The following is a 17,280-nucleotide window of genomic DNA, read 5'->3' on the forward strand; positions in this document are numbered from 1 at the left end:
CTAATGTATGATATTAGGTTTTCTAGGTCCGAATGACCGTTCCGTTCCTTGCGACCAGCCTGCCGGCCTTGTAGACCGAACGCTCCTTCGGAACGGCAACGACCGCTTCGGGCACATGCTCCGCCTTCAGCGTCACAAAATCTGCTTTGGCGCCGATCTTCAACCCATAACCTTCGAGACGCAACGCCTTGGCACCCGCTTCGGTGACGACGTCGAATGCGGCCTTCAATTCGTCGTCGGTATAGAAGCCGGAGCGATATCCGATCATCATCGCCCGGCCGAGCATGTCGCCATCGCCATAGGGCCACCAGGAGTCGCGGATATTGTCGCTGCCGCTGAAGACCGTGACGCCGGCGGCCCTGAGCATGGCGACGGGAGGAAAGGCGTGATTGCCGGGCGCGTTGGTCATGATGGAGACGCCACTATCGGCAATCAGCCCGGCGGCCCGTTTTGCCGCATCGCCCGAGAGATCGCCAAGCCCATAGGCGTGGCTCACCGTGACGTGGCCCTGCATCGACAAGGCACGTGTGCGGGCGCAGATCTGTTCGATGGTGAAGAGGCCGAGCGTGCTGCCGTCGTGAAGATGGATATCGATATCGACGCCGTGTTTCTCGGCGACACCGAACACGACATCCAGATGCTTTTCCACATCGCGGTCGAAGCTCGCCGGGTCCAGCCCGCCGACCAGATCCGCACCCAGCGAAATGGCCTCATCCATCAGCTGCGGCGTGCCCGGGCTTTTCAGAATGCCGCTCTGCGGGAAGGCCACAAGCTGGATATCGATGAGATTACGATATTCTTCCCGGACGGCGAGAATGGTTTCCAGCGATTTCAGCCCGACGGAACCGTCGACCATGACGTGGCTGCGCATATGCGTGCTACCATTGGCGATGCAAAGGTCGAGCTGATTGCGCGCCCGCACGTCCATGGGAGCCGCCTGCGCCATATTCTGCGCCTGGAAGGCGACGCGCTCATGAACGTCGAAGCCGTTGGTGCATGGCTTGTGCGGTATCCAGGCGTCGCCATAAAAGCTGGTGTCGAGATGGATATGGCCCTCGACAAAGCCCGGAACCGTCAGCGCTCCGCCAAGGTCGACGGTCTCGGCCAGTGGGGTTTCGAGACTCGATGGCTCGATCGAGACGATGCGGCCGCCGGATACGCCGATATCCTTGACGGAGCCATCGGCGAGCTTCGCGCGGGTGAACAGGGTTTCGATCGGGCTCAAATCCATCTCCATGACAATGTGATCGCCGATGAGCCCTTGGGAGGTGGCCGTGCCGCCGGGCGCATTCTAGCGTTCGAAGGCTTCTCTCAAGCCGAAGCTCTTGTGTTCCCGCAGGTCGAGATCGGCTTCGATATGGGAAATATGGTGCAGCATGAGACCGCACGCCGTCTCGATATCCTTGCGCTCGATGGCGGCAATGATGTCGCCATGTTCGGCATGACCGCAGCTCGATACGCTCGACTGGCCGTAAAGCGCGATGACCAGCGAGGAACGGGCGACGAGCTCCTCCATGAAACGCTGCATGATCAGATTGCCCGAGATCGAGGCGAGCATGAGATGGAAATCGCCGGATGCCTTGATCTCGGCACGGCGCGCGGACTGGCCGCGCTCCCCCATCAGCCTGCCTTCCTCCAGCAGAAGCTGTTTCAGATGCTGGATCTGCGACGGCGTAATTCTTGTCGCCGCTTCCTTTAGAATGCCGGGCTCCACCAGCCTGCGGGCGGCGAAGATCTGCCGCGCCTCCTCCGGCGAGGGATAGGCGACGAAGGCGCCGCGGTTCTTCTCGACGCTGACGAGCCCCTCGTAGGACAAGGCCTGCAGGGCGGCACGCGCCAGCGTGCGGCTGACGTTGAAGAGATTGCCGACATCGCTTTCCGAAAGCTTGGTGCCGGGAGAAAGCCTGCGCTCGACGATGGCATCGCGAATGGCGTCGCGAATCTGCTGTGCGCCGGTTTCCGCAGAATCGGTGTTTGTCTGGAGCGCGTCGGCTGTGGAGTTCATGACATCGGATACCTGATAATCGCCGAAACCATATCCGTGTTCGCTGCAAAAGTTAAACGAAATCTGCCACAAAAATAAAGCCAAATTGTATACGATCATGTGCTTATATCGCAGACAATAGCCTATTTCATGTGCAGACACCTGTATTGCCCTGATGAAGCGATGAATGGAACATTCCGCAAAAGATGATGTTTCCCAAGGTTTTGCCGTCTCGCAGCGCATTTGGCACGGCAGATGCATTGCCTTTCCTCAAACAGAGGGAAGTACCATGTCGAAAGCCGCAGAAATCGATATAGCATCCGTTTCGAAGGTCTATGGCACGACAACGGCCGTGCATGCGATCAGCCTCAAGATACCGGCGGGCTCCTACTGCTGCTTCCTGGGGCCGTCCGGTTGCGGCAAGACCTCCACTCTTCGCATGATCGCCGGCCATGAGACCATTTCCTCGGGTGATATCCGGCTCGGAAACGTGGTCGTGACGGATTTTCCGCCGGCGAAGCGCGGCACGGCGATGATGTTCCAGTCCTACGCGCTCTTTCCGCATCTCGACCTGATCGACAATGTCGCCTTCAGCCTGAAGATGAAGGGCGTCGCCAAGGACGAGCGTCGCGCCAAGGCTTTGGAAATGCTGAAACTGATGCAGATGGAGGCCTATGCGACGCGGCGTCCGGCGCAGCTTTCGGGCGGTCAGCAGCAACGCGTGGCGCTCGCCCGCGCGCTGATCACCGATCCGGAGGCGCTGCTGCTCGACGAGCCCTTGTCCGCGCTCGACCCCTTCCTGAAGATCCGCATGCGTGCCGAGCTGAAGAAGCTGCAGAAGACGCTGGGCATCACCTTCGTGCATGTCACGCATAGCCAGGAAGAGGCCATGGCGCTGGCCGATATCATGGTGATCATGAATGACGGCCGGATCGAGCAGGCGGCAGCACCCCGTGAGGTCTTCGAGCGTCCGGCGACCGCCTTCGTCGCCCGCTTCATGGGCGATCACAACGTGCTTTCCGGCCGGGTCACGTCCAGCGAAGACGGCGTGCTGACCATGACCGTGCCCGAAGGGCAGAGCTTTTCGGTGCGCGGAACCGGCAGAGAGGTCGGCGAGCCCGTCGATATCGGCATCCGCACCGACCGCGTCCGCCTTGCCGCAACCTCCGAAAAGGGTCTCGGCTTCAACGGCGTCGTTTCCAACATCGAATATCGCGGCGCCTCGGTGAAGATCACCGTCATCGGCGCCGGCAGCGACGATTTCACCGTTATCGCCAGCGACGATGATTATGCCGCTAAATTCGTATCGGTGGGCGACGCCGTGTCTCTGAGTTGGGCCCTGGGGGATGCGACCCTCCTTGGCCGCGCTACCGCATGACTATCCAAGCATCACAAAAGGGGAACTGACATGACGACTGAAACCAAGACTTCCAAGACGGCAAAGGGGATTTCCCGCCGTTCACTGCTGAAGACCGGCGCCGCCGCTCTCGGCGCAATGGCCGGCTCCGGTGCGATCACCGGCTTCCCGACCATCTGGGCGCAATCGAACATCACGCTTCGCCAGTTCGGCACCGGCGTTTCCAACATCAATGCCATCGCCGAGAAGTGCAAGGCCGATCTCGGCATCACGCTGGAGATGACGGCGACCGATTCCGACGCCGCCGCCCAGCGCGCCGTTACCCAGCCGAACAGCTACGACATCGCCGACATCGAATACTGGATCGCCAAGAAGGTATTCCCGGCCGGCGTGTTGCAGCCGATGGACGTCAAGAAGCTGAAATACTACGACAAGATCGTGCCGCTCTTCATCACCGGCAAGCTGAAGCCGGACAGCGTCATCGCACAGGGCACGGCGCCGCACACGGTCGGCTTCGTGGAAGGGCAGACCTCCAAGAAGTTCGCCAAGGAACCGACCCAGTGGATGACGATGGTTCCGACCATCTACAATGCCGACACGCTCGGCATCCGCCCGGACCTGACCGGCCGGCCGATCACCAGCTGGGCCGACATTCTCGATCCGGCCTTCAAGGGCAAGACCTCAATCCTCAACATCCCGTCGATCGGCATCATGGACGCCGCGATGATCATGGAAGCCGCCGGCAAGATCAAATATGCCGACAAGGGCAACATGACCAAGGCGGAAATCGACAAGACGATCGAGTTTCTAATCAAGACCAAGGGCGAGGGCCAGTTCCGCGCCTTCTGGAAGTCGTTCGACGAAAGCGTCAACCTGATGGCGTCGGGCGAAGTCGTCATCCAGTCCATGTGGTCGCCGGCCGTCGCCGCGGTCCGCTCGAAGGGCATCCCCTGCACCTTCCAGCCGCTCAAGGAAGGCTATCGCGCCTGGGGCGGCGGTCTCGGCCTCGCTTCGCATCTCAAGGGCGCGCAGCTCGATGCCGCCTATGAATATATCAACTGGTACACGTCCGGCTGGGTCGGCGGCTACCTCAACCGCCAGGGCTACTATTCCGCCTGCATGGAAACCGCCAAGGGCTTCATGTCGGCCGACGAATGGGGCTACTGGATCGAAGGCAAGCCGGCGCAGGGCGATATCCTGTCCCCGGAAGGCAAGGTTATGGAGAAGGCCGGCGCCGTCCGCGACGGCGGTTCCTTCGAAAACCGCATGGGTGCGGTCGCCTGCTGGAACTCTGTCATGGACGAAGACCGTTACATGGTTCGCCGCTGGAACGAGTTCATCGCCGCCTGATCGGTATCGCCTCTACCCATCACATCCTCTCCCCGCACAAGCGGGGGGAGGAAACCGCTAACGGAGACACCGGACCATGGCGACGATCGCTTCATCAGAAACGGACCAGGCAACAGCAAAGTCAGGGCGCGGGTTTCGCTTGCCCCTGGGGCTCGTTTCCTATCTTCAGGCGGCGCCGCTCTTCCTGATCCTCGGTTTCTTCTTCCTGCTGCCGATCGCGATGATCGGCGTCGTCAGCTTCTGGGACTATGATTTCGCCGGCCTCTATCCGGATTTCCTGACGACGAATTATACCGACACGCTTGGCTCGTGGGTGACTTGGAAAACCTATCTCAACACATTGAAATTCACCGCTATTGTCTGGGCGCTGACCCTGTTCATCGGCTTCTGGGTTGCCTATTTCCTCGCCTTCCATATCCGCCGCACGTCGATGCAGATGGTCCTTTTCCTCGTCTGCACCGTGCCGTTCATGACCTCGAACATCATTCGCATGATCTCATGGATTCCGGTGCTCGGACGCAATGGCCTGGTGAATTCAACCCTGATCGAGATGGGGCTCATTCCCAAGCCGATCGAATGGCTGCTCTATTCCGATTTCGCCGTCGTGCTGGCCATGGTGCATCTCTATACGCTGTTCATGGTGACGCCGATCTTCAACACGCTGATGCGCATCGACCGCTCGCTGTTCGAAGCGGCGCGCGACGCCGGCGCCAGCGGCTGGCAGATCCTCTGGAACGTGGTGATCCCGCTTGCCAAACCGGGGATGGCGATCGGCACGATCTTCGTCGTCACGCTGGTCATGGCGGATTTTTCGACCGTGCAGGTCATGTCCGGCGGCCAGAGCGCCTCGATCGCACTGATGATGAAGAACCAGATGTCGCTGCTGCAATATCCGGCCGCCGCCGCCAATGCCGTGGTTCTCCTAATCCTCGTCCTGCTGATGGTTTCCGCCATCCTGCGCGTCGTCGACATCCGTAAGGAGCTTTGAGATGCACCGCGAAAAACGCAGTCTCGAATTCTATGTTCTGGCGATCTTCTTCACGATCTTCGTGCTCTTTCTCTACGGGCCGCTTTCGGCGATTCTCATCCTTTCTTTTCAAGGACCGGATGGCGGCCTGACCTTTCCGTTGAACGGCGTATCGCTGCACTGGTTCGCGAACCTGTTCGAGAAGCAGGCGGTCGGCGATTTCGGCGCCTCGTTCCAGCGCTCCTTCGTGCTCGGCCTGATGGTCATGCTCGTCACCGTCGTCGTGTCCCTGCTGGCGGGTCTTGCCTTCCGCCGCCGGTTCCGCGGCGCGACCTTCCTGTTCTATGCGACCGTCGCCAGCCTGGTGGTTCCGTCCATCATCATTTCGCTCGGCATCGGCGTCGTCTTCCAGCAGGGAGGCCTCCAGCCCGCCTGGTATTCCTCGGCCTTCGGCGCGCATCTGACCTGGACGCTGCCCTTCGGCGTGCTCATCATGTTTGCCGTCTTCAACCGTTTCTCGCCAGCTTATGAGGAAGCCGCCCGCGATCTCGGCGCCAGCTCCTGGCAGACGTTCCGCCACGTCGTTCTGCCGATGATCGCGCCGAGCCTGATCGGCGTCGGCCTGTTCGGCTTCACGCTGTCCTACGACGAATTCGCGCGAACCCTGATGACATCCGGCACCTACAACACCCTGCCGCTGGAAATCTACGGCATGACCACCAACGTCACGACGCCGGTGCTCTATGCCTTGGGAACGGTGACGACGGTCTTTTCCTTCACCATCATTCTCGCGGCGCTCGGCATCATGACCATGCTCGGTCGCCAGCAGGCCAAGAAAAGCTGAGATCATGCGCCTATTGCTCGTCAATCCCAACACCACCGCTTCGATGACGGAAAAGGCGGCGGTCGCGGCTCGCGCCGTCGCCGCAGCCGGCACACAGATCATTGCCGCCACGTCGCGGATGGGACCGCCCTCCATCGAGGGATATTACGATGGCGCGCTCGCCGTGCCCGGTCTGCTGAGCGAGCTCAAGGAACGGCGAGCCGAGGGCTACGATGCGGCGATCATTTCCTGCTTCGACGATACCGGCCTCGAGGCGGCGCGCGCCTTTTCGGATGTGCCGGTTCTCGGGCTTTGCGAGTCGGCCGTCGTCACCGCCGGCCTGCTGGCGCAGCGCTTTACTGTGGTGACGACACTGGAGCGTTCGCGCGTGCTGATCGACAATCTCGTCAGGCATTACGGCATGGGAGCCCGCGCCAAGGTGAGAGCCTCCGATATTGCCGTATTGGAGCTTGAGGATGGCGCCTCCGGCGCCATCGGCAAATTGCGGGCAGAGATCGAACGGGCACTGGACGAGGACGGGGCGGAAGCAATCGTGCTCGGCTGCGCCGGCATGGCGGATCTGGCGCGTAAGCTGCAGGAGATCTACGGCGTGCCCGTGATCGATGGCGTCGCAGCCGCGGTCAAACAGGCCGAGGCGCTGGTCTCGCTCGGTCTCTCCACCAGCAAGCACGGCTCCTACGCCGCACCGCTCGCAAAATCCTTTACCGGCGCGATGAGTGGTTTTTCTCCGGCCTGAAGGTCTTATGCGATAGAGTCGCAAATCGGGCCGTGGATTGCGTTCATCGGCGCACCGCGCCCACCCGTGCCAGCACCTCATTGGGGATGGCATAGCGCTGGATGATATCGCGATTGTTCCTGAGGCCGCAGATTTCCCGCTGGATGAAGAAAGCCCAGACGGCATCGGAAGCCTTGTTCAGAAGGTTTTCGCGCTCGTCCCCACTATGACGCTCCGGGTTCCACGCCCGCAGATCGGCGAGCGCGGTTTCCAACTTCAGCCCATGCCGGCCAAGGGAGCTCGCGCGCTCGGCCATGAGCTCATATTCAAGCACGTTGAAACCGCTGTCGGTCGAATGAAACTGTCTAAGAGATTGCGGCGGGCGAACACTCATCGGGACCGATCCTCCAGATTGGAGACCATGTTAGCCGATCATTCCGGTGAGGGCGATAGGCTTCGGAGCCGCCATGCGGGTGGATCGGTGTTCCCAAAGCCTCAAGGAGCTGGCGAGCCGACGAGCTGAAAATATCCCCAGGCCGCCGCGAACACCGCCAATATGGCGAGGACGACAAGCAGCTTGCGCAGCCCAGGGCGCGGCGGCTTGGGGGGCGCCGGTCTTCGAAATTGGATGACGTTGTCGTTCATTTGCCCTCAGCGGCCGAATATCATTCCTCCTCCTAGTTCGCGCAAATCCTCCCGGCGATCAATAGAATCGTCCGTCATCCCCAGGCAAAATCGGATGGCATTCCGGTTCCCATCTGTGCGTATCGGCTCGCCCACGACTTCTCAGCGAAAAGCGTGCGTCGAGCACGCTCATGTGTTTCGCAACTTATTTCCTCACTTTGGCGCGTGAAGAGAAAGCCGTTTCTTATAATCCTTTTTGTCTACGTATTTTATAGATTACTGAAGCGGTGCCGCGGCGCCGATACGACAATCGGATGACCCCATATGTCCTATCTCTTGAGCCTTCTCGACAAAAGCCCCATCGAAGCCGGCAAAAGCGCGACCGATGCGCTGCGGGCGACCGCAACGCTGGCGATCAGGGCCGAGGAGCTTGGCTATCACCGTTTCTGGGTGGCCGAGCACCACAATATGGCGAGCCTGGCAAGCTCGGCGCCGGAGGCCTTGATCGGCTATCTCCTTGCCAAGACATCGAAGATCCGCATCGGCTCCGGCGGCGTGATGCTGCAGCATTACAGCGCCTACAAGGTGGCCGAGACCTTCAATCTGCTTTCCTCGCTGGCGCCTGGACGCGTCGATCTCGGGGTCGGCAAGGCGCCGGGCGGCTTTCCCTTGTCGACTCGGGCGCTACAGGCAGCGGTCGATCCGGAACGCAAGCCGAATTTTGCCGATCAGCTCACCGACATCAACACCTATCTCTCCGCCGAAACTTCGGCCGATGTTGCCGTCGCCACGCCGCTCCCGTCAACCGCGCCGGAGCGCTATCTGCTCGGCGCCTCGGTCGATAGCGCCAAGCTGGCGGCGGAGAAGGGCTGGGAACTGGTATTTGCCGGCCATCTGAACGGCGATCCCGACAATCTGCGCAAGACCTTCGAGGCCTATGAGCAGGCCAGCGGCGGCAAAAGCCCGATCCTGGCGCTGGCCGCCTTTGCCGCCGAAACCGAGGAGCAGGCGCGCGTGCGCGTCGGCGATCTGCGCATCGTCAAGCTGTTCCTTCCCAATGGCCAGACCGTCAATGTCGGCAGCGAGGAGCAGGCGGCGGAATTCGCCCGCCAGGCCGGGGTCAGCGATTACCGGACCGAAGAGAAGGTGCCGAGCGTGCTGCACGGCACGGCGCAACAGATCCGCAAGGAGCTGGATGAGCTGCACCGCCACTACGGCGTCAAGGAATTCATCCTCGATACGCCAGCGCTGACGGCGGCCGAACGCCTCTCCTCCATCGAGCTGCTCGCCAAGGAGCGGCTTTCGCTTGCCGCCTGATATCAAACCCAAGAGGACTGATCCCATGGCTCAAAAGAACATCACTTTCGGCATCATGCTGCATGGGCCTGGCGGCCACATGAATGCCTGGAAACATCCGAGCGGTCCGGCGGACGCCAGCGTCAATTTCGGCTTCTTTGTCGATACCGCGCGCAAGGCCGAAGAGGCGGGCATCGCGTTTGCCTTCGTCGCCGACGGCCTTTATATCAACGAGCAGTCGATCCCGCATTTCCTCAACCGCTTCGAGCCAATCTCGATCCTGTCTGCGCTCGCCGCCTCGACCTCGAAGATCGGTCTGGTCGGCACGGTCTCGACCTCCTACAGCGATCCCTTCACCATCGCCCGCCAATTCGGTTCCATCGACCTGATCAGCGGCGGCAGGGCCGGATGGAATGCCGTGACGTCGCCACTGGAAGGTTCCGGCCGCAACTATAGTCGCGAGCATCCGGATCATGAGCTGCGTTACGAGATCGCGGAAGAATATATCGACGTCATCAAGGGCCTGTGGGATTCCTGGGATGACGACGCCTTTGTCCGCAATCGCGAGACCGGTGTGTTCGTCGACAAGACCAAGCTGCGGCGGCTGAACCACAAGGGACGTTTCTTCCGCGTCGAAGGGCCGTTGAACATCGGCCGATCGAAGCAGGGCCAGCCGGTCGTGTTCCAGGCCGGCGCCTCCGATTCCGGTATCAGGCTCGCGGGCAAGCATGCCGACGCCGTCTTTACCAATGGCGGGCCGATCGAGGAGGCGAAGGCCTTCTATCGCCAGCTCAAGGATAGCGTCATCGCCCATGGCCGCAGCGCCGCGGAAGTCGGCGTCTTTCCGGGCATCGGACCGATCATCGGCGCGACGAAGGAGGAGGCCGAGGCCAAGTATCAGGCGATCCGCGATCTCGTCACCATCGAAGAGGCGCTGGCCTATCTCGGCCGCTTCTTCGATCACCATGATTTCAGCGTCTATCCGCTGGACGAACCTTTCCCCGATCTTGGCGATATTGGCCGCAATAATTTCCGCGCCACCACCGATCGCATCAAGAAGACGGCTCGCGAGAAGGGCCTGACGTTGCGTCAGGTCGCGCTCGATTCCGCAACACCCCGCACCGCCTTCATCGGCACGGCGGAGCACATCGCCGACGAGATCATCCGCTGGGTGGATCAGGACGCCGCCGATGGCTTCATCCTCGGCTTCCCGGTGATCGCCGAAGGCTTCGACGACTTCGCCAGGCATGTGCTGCCGATCCTGACCGAGCGCGGCTACTTCGATCCCGTGCTGAAGGGCACGACGCTGCGCGACCATCTGGGGCTGACCTATCGCGAAAGCCGCTATGCCGCCTCCAAGGATGAGGCCGAACAGGAAAGGGCGATCCGCGCCTGAGGCGCGGACGGGCGGATCATGAACGTCGTAACCCAGCATCATCGACCGGCGGATGATATCGACAAGGGGATCGCCTCCTTCATCGAGGAGATCATCGAGCTTCGTCACGATCTGCATCGCTATCCGGAACTGGCTTTCCAGGAGCGGCGGACCAGCAAGATCGTCGCCTCCCTGCTTTCCTCCTGGGGCTATGAGGTGACGACCGGTGTCGGCGGCACCGGCGTCGTCGCTACCCTTCGGGGCGGCGACGGCGAGAAGCGCATCGGCATCCGCGCCGACATGGACGCGCTGCCGATCGAAGAAGCCACCGAGCTTGCCTATGCCAGCGACAATCCGGGCGTCATGCATGCCTGCGGTCATGACGGGCACACGTCGATCCTGCTGGCCGCCGCGCGCTATCTCGCCGAAACCCGCCGCTTCTCCGGCGTGCTGACGCTGATCTTCCAGCCGGCCGAGGAGATCGGGGCAGGGGCGCGCAAGATGATCTCGGACGGGCTTTTCGAGCGCTTTCCGGTCGATGCCGTCTTCGGTCTGCACAATTGGCCGGGCGTGCCGCTCGGTCAGTTCGGCTTCGTCGCCGATGCGGCCATGGCCTCGGTCGATCAGGCCATCATCCGCTTCGTCGGCAAGGGCGGCCATGGCGCCGAGCCGCACAAGTCGGTCGATCCGGTCTTGACCTCGGCGGCCTTCATCACGGCGGTCCAGAGCGTCGTATCGCGCAATGTCGATCCGCAGGACATGGCGGTGGTGACCGTCGGTTCGATCCATGGCGGATCGGCCTCGAACGTCATTCCGGAGAGCGTGGAACTGAAGCTGACCATGCGCGCTTTCAGCGAGACGGTGCGCCAGCGCCTGCAGGAGCGCATTCCGGCGCTTGCCCGCGCCCAGGCCGAGAGCTTCGGGGCAGAGGCGGATGTGAACTACCGTCTTGGCTTTCCGGCTCTGATCAACCATCGCGGCGAAACCGCATTCGCGCAGACGGTGGCACAGGAGGCTTTCGGGGAGGGGCAGGTCGCCAGGGATTTCCGGCCGCGCACGGCGAGCGAGGATTTCGCCTTCATGCTGCTGGAGCGGCCGGGCAGCTATCTCTTCGTCGGCAATGGCGACAGCGCACCGCTTCATAGCGCCCATTACAATTTCGACGACCGGATCATCGCACCAGCCGCCCGCTATTGGGTGCGGCTGGTCGAAACCTTCCTTTCATGACCATGACAACAGGATGGCTGACGAGATGAGTGACAGCTTTCTCTACACGACCCCTCTCGATCCCCGCGCCAAGCCGCTGATCGACGAGCTGATCCATGAATATGACAGCCGCTACGGCAACTATTTCAGCGACGAGGGTGCGGCGGCCGAGCTCAACCGCTATCCGCCCGAGTTCTTCGCGCCGCCGGACGGCAATTTCCTGCTGCTGATCCGCGATGGTGAAACCATCGGCGGCGGCGCCTTCAAGCGCTACGACGAGTACACCGCCGAGTTCAAGCGCATCTGGACCCGCCATGACCTGCGCCGGCAGGGGCTGGCGCGCAAGGTGCTGGTGGAGTTGGAGGCGCAGGCGGCGCGCCAGGGCTATTCCCGCATCTACCTCACCACCGGCTTTCGCCAGCCCGAGGCTGTCGGCCTTTATCTCGGCTACGGCTACACCGCGCTCTTCGACCAGACCGTCGATCCGGAGATCCACAAGACGCTGCCTTTCGAAAAGGACGTCAGCCATCTGGCCGAACCGCAATTGCTGGCGGCCGGCGGCAACAGGTGAAACGGCGCGAGACCGATAATCCATAAAAGGGAAACATCATGGCACTGACGACAGATTTCGCCGGCATCGACCCCGGCAGCAGGAGCGCCGAGCAAAAGCAGGATTATTCCCGCTACCGGATCGTTCCCGCCCGCCATCCCTGGCGGTTTGCGGGCACCATCTTCGCCGCCCTCGTCATTGCAGCCGTGCTCTATTCCACCTTCACCAATCCGCGCTGGGGCTGGGGCGTCTTTGCCGAATGGTTCTTCGCTGAACCCGTACTCGTCGGCCTCGGCAGGACGCTGCTGCTGACCGTACTCGCCGCCATTTCCGGCTCGATCCTCGGCACGGCGCTGGCGCTTGCCCGTGTCTCCAAATCGCCGCTGCTGTCCGGCCTGTCCTGGGGCTATATCTGGCTGCTGCGCTCGATCCCGATGATCGTGCTGCTGCTCGTGCTGAACAATCTCGGCTATCTCTACGAGACGATCCGGATCGGCGTGCCCTTCACCGACACGGTGCTTCTCGATTACCCGACCGTGCAATTGCTGACGCCCTTTGCCGCCGCCTTCCTGGGCCTGACGCTCAACCAGTCGGCCTTTTTCGCGGAGATCGTGCGCGGCGGCATTCTCTCGGTCGATCAGGGTCAGCTCGAGGCCGCCTCCGCGCTCGGCCTGCCGCGCCGCCGCCAGGCCTTCCGCATCGTCCTGCCGCAAGCCATGCGCACCATCCTGCCCACAGGCTTCAACGAAATCATCGGATTGGCGAAAAGCACGTCGATGGTCTATGTCCTCGCCCTACCGGAACTCTTCTACACGGTCCAGGTCATCTATCGCCGCAATCTGGAAGTCATCCCGTTGCTGATGGTCGCGACCGTCTGGTATCTGGTTATCATGACGGTGCTGTCGATCGTGCAGCACTATATCGAACGCTATTTCTCCAAGGGTGCGTTGCGCAATCCGACGCCGCTGCCCTTCCAGTCCTTCTTCGCCCGCTTCCAGCGCCCATTGCCGGTGATCGAGATCTCGACGGATGTCGCGCGCAAGGCCGGTTTCAGCGATGCCGCAAGCTTTCGGGCAGCCGGCGGCGCCGTACGCATTCATGGCATTTCGAAAAGCTTCGGCACGCTGAAGGTACTCGACAACGTCGAACTCAACCTTCCGCCGGGCAGTGTCACCGCCATTCTCGGCCCTTCGGGTTCCGGCAAGTCGACGCTGCTGCGCGCCATCAATCATCTGGAACGCGTCGACAGCGGCTTCATTTCCATCGACGGCGATTTTATCGGTTACAGCCAGAAGGGCGACACGCTCTATGAGCTGAAGGAAAAGGACATTCTGAAGAGCCGCGCCGATATCGGCATGGTCTTCCAGAGCTTCAACCTCTTTCCGCATCTGACCGTGCTGGAAAATCTGATCGAAGCACCGATCCAGGTTCGGGGCGCAAGCCGCGAGGAGGCGGTGAGGCTGGCGCAGGAACTGCTGGCACGCGTCGGCCTCAGCGACAAGATCAATGCCTATCCCCGCCAATTGTCCGGCGGCCAGCAGCAGCGTGTCGCGATCGCCCGCGCGCTGGCGCTTCGCCCCAAGGTGCTGCTCTTCGATGAGCCGACCTCGGCGCTCGATCCGGAACTTGTCGGCGAAGTGCTCGATGTCATCAAGGAACTTGCCCGCACCGGCACGACGCTCGTCATCGTCACCCACGAGGTCGGGTTTGCCCGCGAGGTTGCCGATACGGTGGTTTTCATGGAGGGCGGCCACATTCTCGAAGTCGGCCCGCCATCCCGAATCTTCAATGACGCCGAACATCCGCGTACGCGCGCGTTCCTGGCAAAAGTTCTCTAGCGAAAACCGGCCCCACGTCGCGAAAGGAAGAAACTATGCGCAACCACAACCATAGAGAGAACAAGAGGTAGATACATGACTATCTTCAAGAAGACGACTTCCCTGGTGGCCGGCATGATTGCCGTGGCTGTCCTCGGACTCGGCTCCGCCCACGCGGCGGAAAAATTCAACCTCAGCCCGGATATCTCAAACCGGCTGCGCGCCGAAAAGGACGAGGCGGCGATCAAGGCGATTGCGCCGGGCTTCAAGTTCGTCAATCCCGGCAAGTTCACGGTTGCGATCAGCCCCTGGGACCCGCCGGTCTCGACCTATGCCACGGACGCCAAGACCGTGGTCGGCACCGACCCCGATCTCGCGCAGCTGATTGCGGATTCGCTCGGGCTGCAGCTGGAAATCGTTGCCGTCGCCTGGGAAGACTGGCCGCTCGGCGTCTCCTCCGGCAAGTATGATGCCGTCATCAGCAATGTGACGGTCACCGAGCAGCGCAAGGAGAAGTTCGATTTCTCCACCTATCGCAACGACGTTCTGGGCTTCTACGTCAAGAAAGACAGCAAGATCACCGCGATCAAGGAACCGAAGGATGTCGCCGGCCTGAAGGTCATCACCGGCGCCGGCACCAACCAGGAAAAGATCATCCTGGAATGGGACCGGGAAAATGTCGCCGCAGGGCTGAAGCCGATCGAAGTGCAATATTATGACGACCGCGCCGCCGCCGATCTGGCGATCCAGTCCGGCCGCGCCGATGTCGAATTCAATCCCAACGCCTCGCTTGCCTATAGCGCATCCATCAAGGATGCGACCAGGCTGGTCGGCACCGTCAGCGGCGGCTGGCCGGTATCCGCCGAAATCGCGGTGACAACGCGCAAGGGCGCGGGTCTCGCCGACGCCGTCGCCATCGCCATCAACGACCTGATCAAGCAAGGAAAATACGGCGAGGTGCTGAAGCGCTGGGGCCTGACCTCCGAGGCCATTACCGAATCCCGCACCAACCCGCCGGGCCTGCCCAAGAGCGGCTCTTAATCGGTTCCGAAGGAATATGCGGCCGGCTCGCCCTCACGGGCCGGCCTTCATGAAAATGACTAGGGAGAACCACATGACAGGCATACCGGCCATCCGGGCATGTTCATTCGTTCTGATGATGGCGGCACTCACGTCCGTCAGCACGCTTCATGCCGCCGATCTGACCTTCGACCTCAGCCCGGAGCAGCCGAACCGTCTTCACGTCGGACGAGACGAAAAAGCGGTTGCAGCCATCCCCAAGGGCTTCAAATTCGTAACGCCGGGTGTGTTCACCGTTGCGGTGGCGCCCGGCGGCCCGCCGCTTGCCACCTATGCGACGGACGCCAAGACCGTCGTCGGTGCTGATCCGGATATCGCCTCGGCCATTGCCGACAGCCTCGGCCTCAAGCTCGAGCTCCTCCCGGTCGCCTGGGCGGACTGGCCGCTGGGCCTGACCTCGGGCAAGTATGATGCCGTCATCTCCAATGTCGGCGTCACCGAGCAGCGCAAGGAGAAGTTCGATTTCTCCACCTACCGCCAGGGCCTGCACGGCATCTATGTGAAGGCCGACAGCAAGATCGGCCCGATCAAGGAGCCGAAGGATGCGGCGGGTCTGCGCTTCATCGTCGGCGCCGGCACCAATCAGGAACGCATCCTGCTCGAATGGAGCAAGGAAAACGTCGCCGCCGGCCTGAAACCGTTGGAGCTGCAATATTACGACGACGATGCCGCGAGCCTGCTGGCCCTGGCGTCGGGCCGCGCCGATGTGATCGTCCAGCCGCATGCGCAGCTCGTCTATATCGCCGCCCGCGACAAGAACATCAGGAGCGTGGGAACACTGAGCGCCGGCTGGCCGGACCGTTCGGATGTGGCCGTCACCACGCGCAAGGGGAGCGGGCTCGCCGACGCGCTGACGGTCGCCACCAACGACCTGATTGCCAACGGCACCTACGGTAAGATCCTTGGCCAGTGGCATCTGGCGGAAGAAGCGCTGCCGAAATCGGAGACCAATCCGCCGGGTCTACCGAAATACTGAACGGCGACGAGCATTAGAATCGAAGGAGTGACGAGATGAGCGGCCGCAAGGTTTCAATCAGCCATATCGGCTTTCTGACCCCCGGCAACTATCCGGACGACGACCCGTTGTTCGGCCTGGAGCAGACGCTCCAGCAGTTGCGCTATGGCGAAGAGCTGGGTTTCGACAGCGCCTGGGTCCGCCAGCGGCATCTGGAACCCGGGATTTCGTCGGGCAGCGCCTTTCTGGCCGCGGCGACCCAACGCACCAGCCGCATCCAGCTGGGAACGGCCGTCATTCCCATCGGCTATGAAAGCCCTTACCGGCTGGCGGAGGATCTTGCGACCGTCGATGTCCTGTCCCGTGGACGACTGAATGTCGGCGTCAGCGCCGGCCGGCCGCTGCATGCCGATCTGATCGCGCCGCTGGTCTTCGACAGCGGCTGGGAAAACAACGATTTCTCCCATGATCGCGTCCTGCGCTTCGCCGACAATCTGCGCGGTACTTACGTTGGCGATGACGACACCTTCATCAAGACGCCGTTCGGCCCGATCCGGCCGCGTCTGCAGCCCTATGCCAAGGGTTTGGTCGACCGGATCTGGTATGGCAGCGGCTCGCAGCGCTCGGCCGAATGGGCGGGGCGTAACGGCTTCAATCTTTTGACGGGCAACGTGATAACCGGCGAGGGGACGGACGATTTCTTCGTTGCGCAATCGCGGCTGATCGAGACGTTCCGCGGCACCGCAGGCCCGCGGCGCCGCGTCGCGCTCGGACGCGTCATCGTGCCTTTCGACAGCGCCGACGCCACGACCCGCCGCCGCTATCAGGACTATGCCGCCGGCCGCAACGGACGGACGCTGACACCGCAGGGTGAGAAACGCACCCTGTTCGCCCGCGACATCATCGGCACTTCGGAACAGATCCTTGAACAGCTTTTCGCTGACCCGATCCTGCCGAAGGTCACCGAATTGCGGCTGGAGCTGCCATACGAGTTCGAACATGAGGAATACCGCCAGATCCTCCACGATTTCGTGACGCGGATCGCCCCGGAGCTTGGCTGGACGGGTGCGCTTACGACAGCAGACCGGCGCTATGGCTGAACCTGCGGCCAGGCGTTCTGTGGACGCCTGTGTCAATCGATGAAATTGCCGTCCCCACAT

Annotated in this window: 16 protein-coding genes; 13 read left to right on the forward strand and 3 right to left on the reverse strand. The window is 61.9% G+C overall.

Annotated features, from left to right (window positions below; all coding sequences use genetic code 11):
* Positions 1–22: 22 nt before the first annotated feature.
* Together FHX11_RS11255 and FHX11_RS11260 are read right to left on the reverse strand one after the other, a co-directional pair.
* Positions 23–1,225 (reverse strand): amidohydrolase family protein, encoded by a 1,203-nt coding sequence (locus FHX11_RS11255; RefSeq protein WP_246780960.1) that lies wholly within the window; start codon positions 1,223–1,225, stop codon positions 23–25.
* A 66-nt stretch (positions 1,226–1,291) separates the two neighbouring features.
* A complete protein-coding gene (locus FHX11_RS11260; RefSeq protein WP_184357707.1) occupies positions 1,292–2,005 on the reverse strand; it encodes a GntR family transcriptional regulator in 714 nt (237 codons plus the stop codon).
* Positions 2,006–2,273: 268 nt separating this feature from the next.
* Here FHX11_RS11260 and FHX11_RS11265 point away from each other — a divergent pair, with 268 nt between their 5' ends.
* From FHX11_RS11265 to FHX11_RS11285, 5 genes are all read left to right on the forward strand, one after another.
* Complete coding sequence (locus FHX11_RS11265) at positions 2,274–3,362, forward strand: ABC transporter ATP-binding protein (protein WP_184357708.1); 1,089 nt, start codon at positions 2,274–2,276, stop codon at positions 3,360–3,362.
* 30 nt (positions 3,363–3,392) lie between these two features.
* A complete protein-coding gene (locus tag FHX11_RS11270; protein WP_184357709.1) occupies positions 3,393–4,691 on the forward strand; it encodes a PotD/PotF family extracellular solute-binding protein in 1,299 nt (432 codons plus the stop codon).
* Between the two features lie 76 nt (positions 4,692–4,767).
* A complete protein-coding gene (locus tag FHX11_RS11275; protein WP_184357710.1) occupies positions 4,768–5,679 on the forward strand; it encodes an ABC transporter permease in 912 nt (303 codons plus the stop codon).
* 1 nt (position 5,680) lies between these two features.
* Positions 5,681–6,502: an ABC transporter permease gene (locus FHX11_RS11280; RefSeq protein ID WP_184357711.1), complete on the forward strand. Its 822-nt coding sequence runs from the start codon at positions 5,681–5,683 to the stop codon at positions 6,500–6,502.
* A 4-nt stretch (positions 6,503–6,506) separates the two neighbouring features.
* Positions 6,507–7,238 (forward strand): aspartate/glutamate racemase family protein, encoded by a 732-nt coding sequence (locus FHX11_RS11285; protein WP_184357712.1) that lies wholly within the window; start codon positions 6,507–6,509, stop codon positions 7,236–7,238.
* A 43-nt stretch (positions 7,239–7,281) separates the two neighbouring features.
* On the opposite strand, the gene FHX11_RS11290 is transcribed toward FHX11_RS11285, so the two are convergent.
* Positions 7,282–7,611: a DUF6665 family protein gene (locus tag FHX11_RS11290; RefSeq protein ID WP_184357713.1), complete on the reverse strand. Its 330-nt coding sequence runs from the start codon at positions 7,609–7,611 to the stop codon at positions 7,282–7,284.
* 554 nt (positions 7,612–8,165) lie between these two features.
* On the opposite strand from FHX11_RS11290, the gene FHX11_RS11295 reads away from it, so the two are divergent.
* The 8 genes from FHX11_RS11295 (at position 8,166) to FHX11_RS11330 (ending at position 17,220) form a co-directional block, all read left to right on the forward strand.
* Complete coding sequence (locus FHX11_RS11295; RefSeq protein ID WP_184357714.1) at positions 8,166–9,158, forward strand: LLM class flavin-dependent oxidoreductase; 993 nt, start codon at positions 8,166–8,168, stop codon at positions 9,156–9,158.
* A 25-nt stretch (positions 9,159–9,183) separates the two neighbouring features.
* Complete coding sequence (locus tag FHX11_RS11300; RefSeq protein WP_184357715.1) at positions 9,184–10,533, forward strand: LLM class flavin-dependent oxidoreductase; 1,350 nt, start codon at positions 9,184–9,186, stop codon at positions 10,531–10,533.
* 18 nt (positions 10,534–10,551) lie between these two features.
* A complete protein-coding gene (locus FHX11_RS11305; RefSeq protein ID WP_184357716.1) occupies positions 10,552–11,739 on the forward strand; it encodes a M20 aminoacylase family protein in 1,188 nt (395 codons plus the stop codon).
* Between the two features lie 13 nt (positions 11,740–11,752).
* On the forward strand, positions 11,753–12,289 hold the full coding sequence (locus FHX11_RS11310; RefSeq protein ID WP_184357717.1) for a GNAT family N-acetyltransferase: 537 nt from the start codon (positions 11,753–11,755) through the stop codon (positions 12,287–12,289).
* Positions 12,290–12,327: 38 nt separating this feature from the next.
* Positions 12,328–14,106: an amino acid ABC transporter permease/ATP-binding protein gene (locus tag FHX11_RS30055; protein ID WP_184357718.1), complete on the forward strand. Its 1,779-nt coding sequence runs from the start codon at positions 12,328–12,330 to the stop codon at positions 14,104–14,106.
* A 75-nt stretch (positions 14,107–14,181) separates the two neighbouring features.
* Complete coding sequence (locus tag FHX11_RS11320) at positions 14,182–15,126, forward strand: ABC transporter substrate-binding protein (RefSeq protein WP_184357719.1); 945 nt, start codon at positions 14,182–14,184, stop codon at positions 15,124–15,126.
* A 73-nt stretch (positions 15,127–15,199) separates the two neighbouring features.
* Positions 15,200–16,141, forward strand: coding sequence for an ABC transporter substrate-binding protein (locus FHX11_RS11325; protein WP_184357720.1), 942 nt, complete (start codon positions 15,200–15,202; stop codon positions 16,139–16,141).
* Between the two features lie 35 nt (positions 16,142–16,176).
* Entirely contained in the window at positions 16,177–17,220 is a 1,044-nt protein-coding gene (locus tag FHX11_RS11330) for an LLM class flavin-dependent oxidoreductase (RefSeq protein ID WP_184357721.1), read from the forward strand.
* Positions 17,221–17,280: the final 60 nt, after the last annotated feature.

The organism is Rhizobium sp. BK602, from assembly GCF_014195095.1.
Lineage (GTDB): Bacteria > Pseudomonadota > Alphaproteobacteria > Rhizobiales > Rhizobiaceae > Rhizobium.

Bases quoted from the DNA above. Each gene is read 5' to 3' on its own strand.
- FHX11_RS11290 (WP_184357713.1), bottom strand. From the start codon at position 7,611: ATGAGTGTTCGCCCGCCGCAATCTCTTAGACAGTTTCATTCGACCGAC.
- FHX11_RS11275 (WP_184357710.1), top strand. From the start codon at position 4,768: ATGGCGACGATCGCTTCATCAGAAACGGACCAGGCAACAGCAAAGTCA.
- FHX11_RS11285 (WP_184357712.1), top strand. From the start codon at position 6,507: ATGCGCCTATTGCTCGTCAATCCCAACACCACCGCTTCGATGACGGAA.
- FHX11_RS11320 (WP_184357719.1), top strand. From the start codon at position 14,182: ATGACTATCTTCAAGAAGACGACTTCCCTGGTGGCCGGCATGATTGCC.
- FHX11_RS11265 (WP_184357708.1), top strand. From the start codon at position 2,274: ATGTCGAAAGCCGCAGAAATCGATATAGCATCCGTTTCGAAGGTCTAT.
- FHX11_RS11260 (WP_184357707.1), bottom strand. From the start codon at position 2,005: ATGAACTCCACAGCCGACGCGCTCCAGACAAACACCGATTCTGCGGAA.
- FHX11_RS11280 (WP_184357711.1), top strand. From the start codon at position 5,681: ATGCACCGCGAAAAACGCAGTCTCGAATTCTATGTTCTGGCGATCTTC.
- FHX11_RS11305 (WP_184357716.1), top strand. From the start codon at position 10,552: ATGAACGTCGTAACCCAGCATCATCGACCGGCGGATGATATCGACAAG.
- FHX11_RS11300 (WP_184357715.1), top strand. From the start codon at position 9,184: ATGGCTCAAAAGAACATCACTTTCGGCATCATGCTGCATGGGCCTGGC.
- FHX11_RS11295 (WP_184357714.1), top strand. From the start codon at position 8,166: ATGTCCTATCTCTTGAGCCTTCTCGACAAAAGCCCCATCGAAGCCGGC.
- FHX11_RS11325 (WP_184357720.1), top strand. From the start codon at position 15,200: ATGACAGGCATACCGGCCATCCGGGCATGTTCATTCGTTCTGATGATG.
- FHX11_RS11330 (WP_184357721.1), top strand. From the start codon at position 16,177: ATGAGCGGCCGCAAGGTTTCAATCAGCCATATCGGCTTTCTGACCCCC.
- FHX11_RS11270 (WP_184357709.1), top strand. From the start codon at position 3,393: ATGACGACTGAAACCAAGACTTCCAAGACGGCAAAGGGGATTTCCCGC.
- FHX11_RS11310 (WP_184357717.1), top strand. From the start codon at position 11,753: ATGGCTGACGAGATGAGTGACAGCTTTCTCTACACGACCCCTCTCGAT.
- FHX11_RS30055 (WP_184357718.1), top strand. From the start codon at position 12,328: ATGGCACTGACGACAGATTTCGCCGGCATCGACCCCGGCAGCAGGAGC.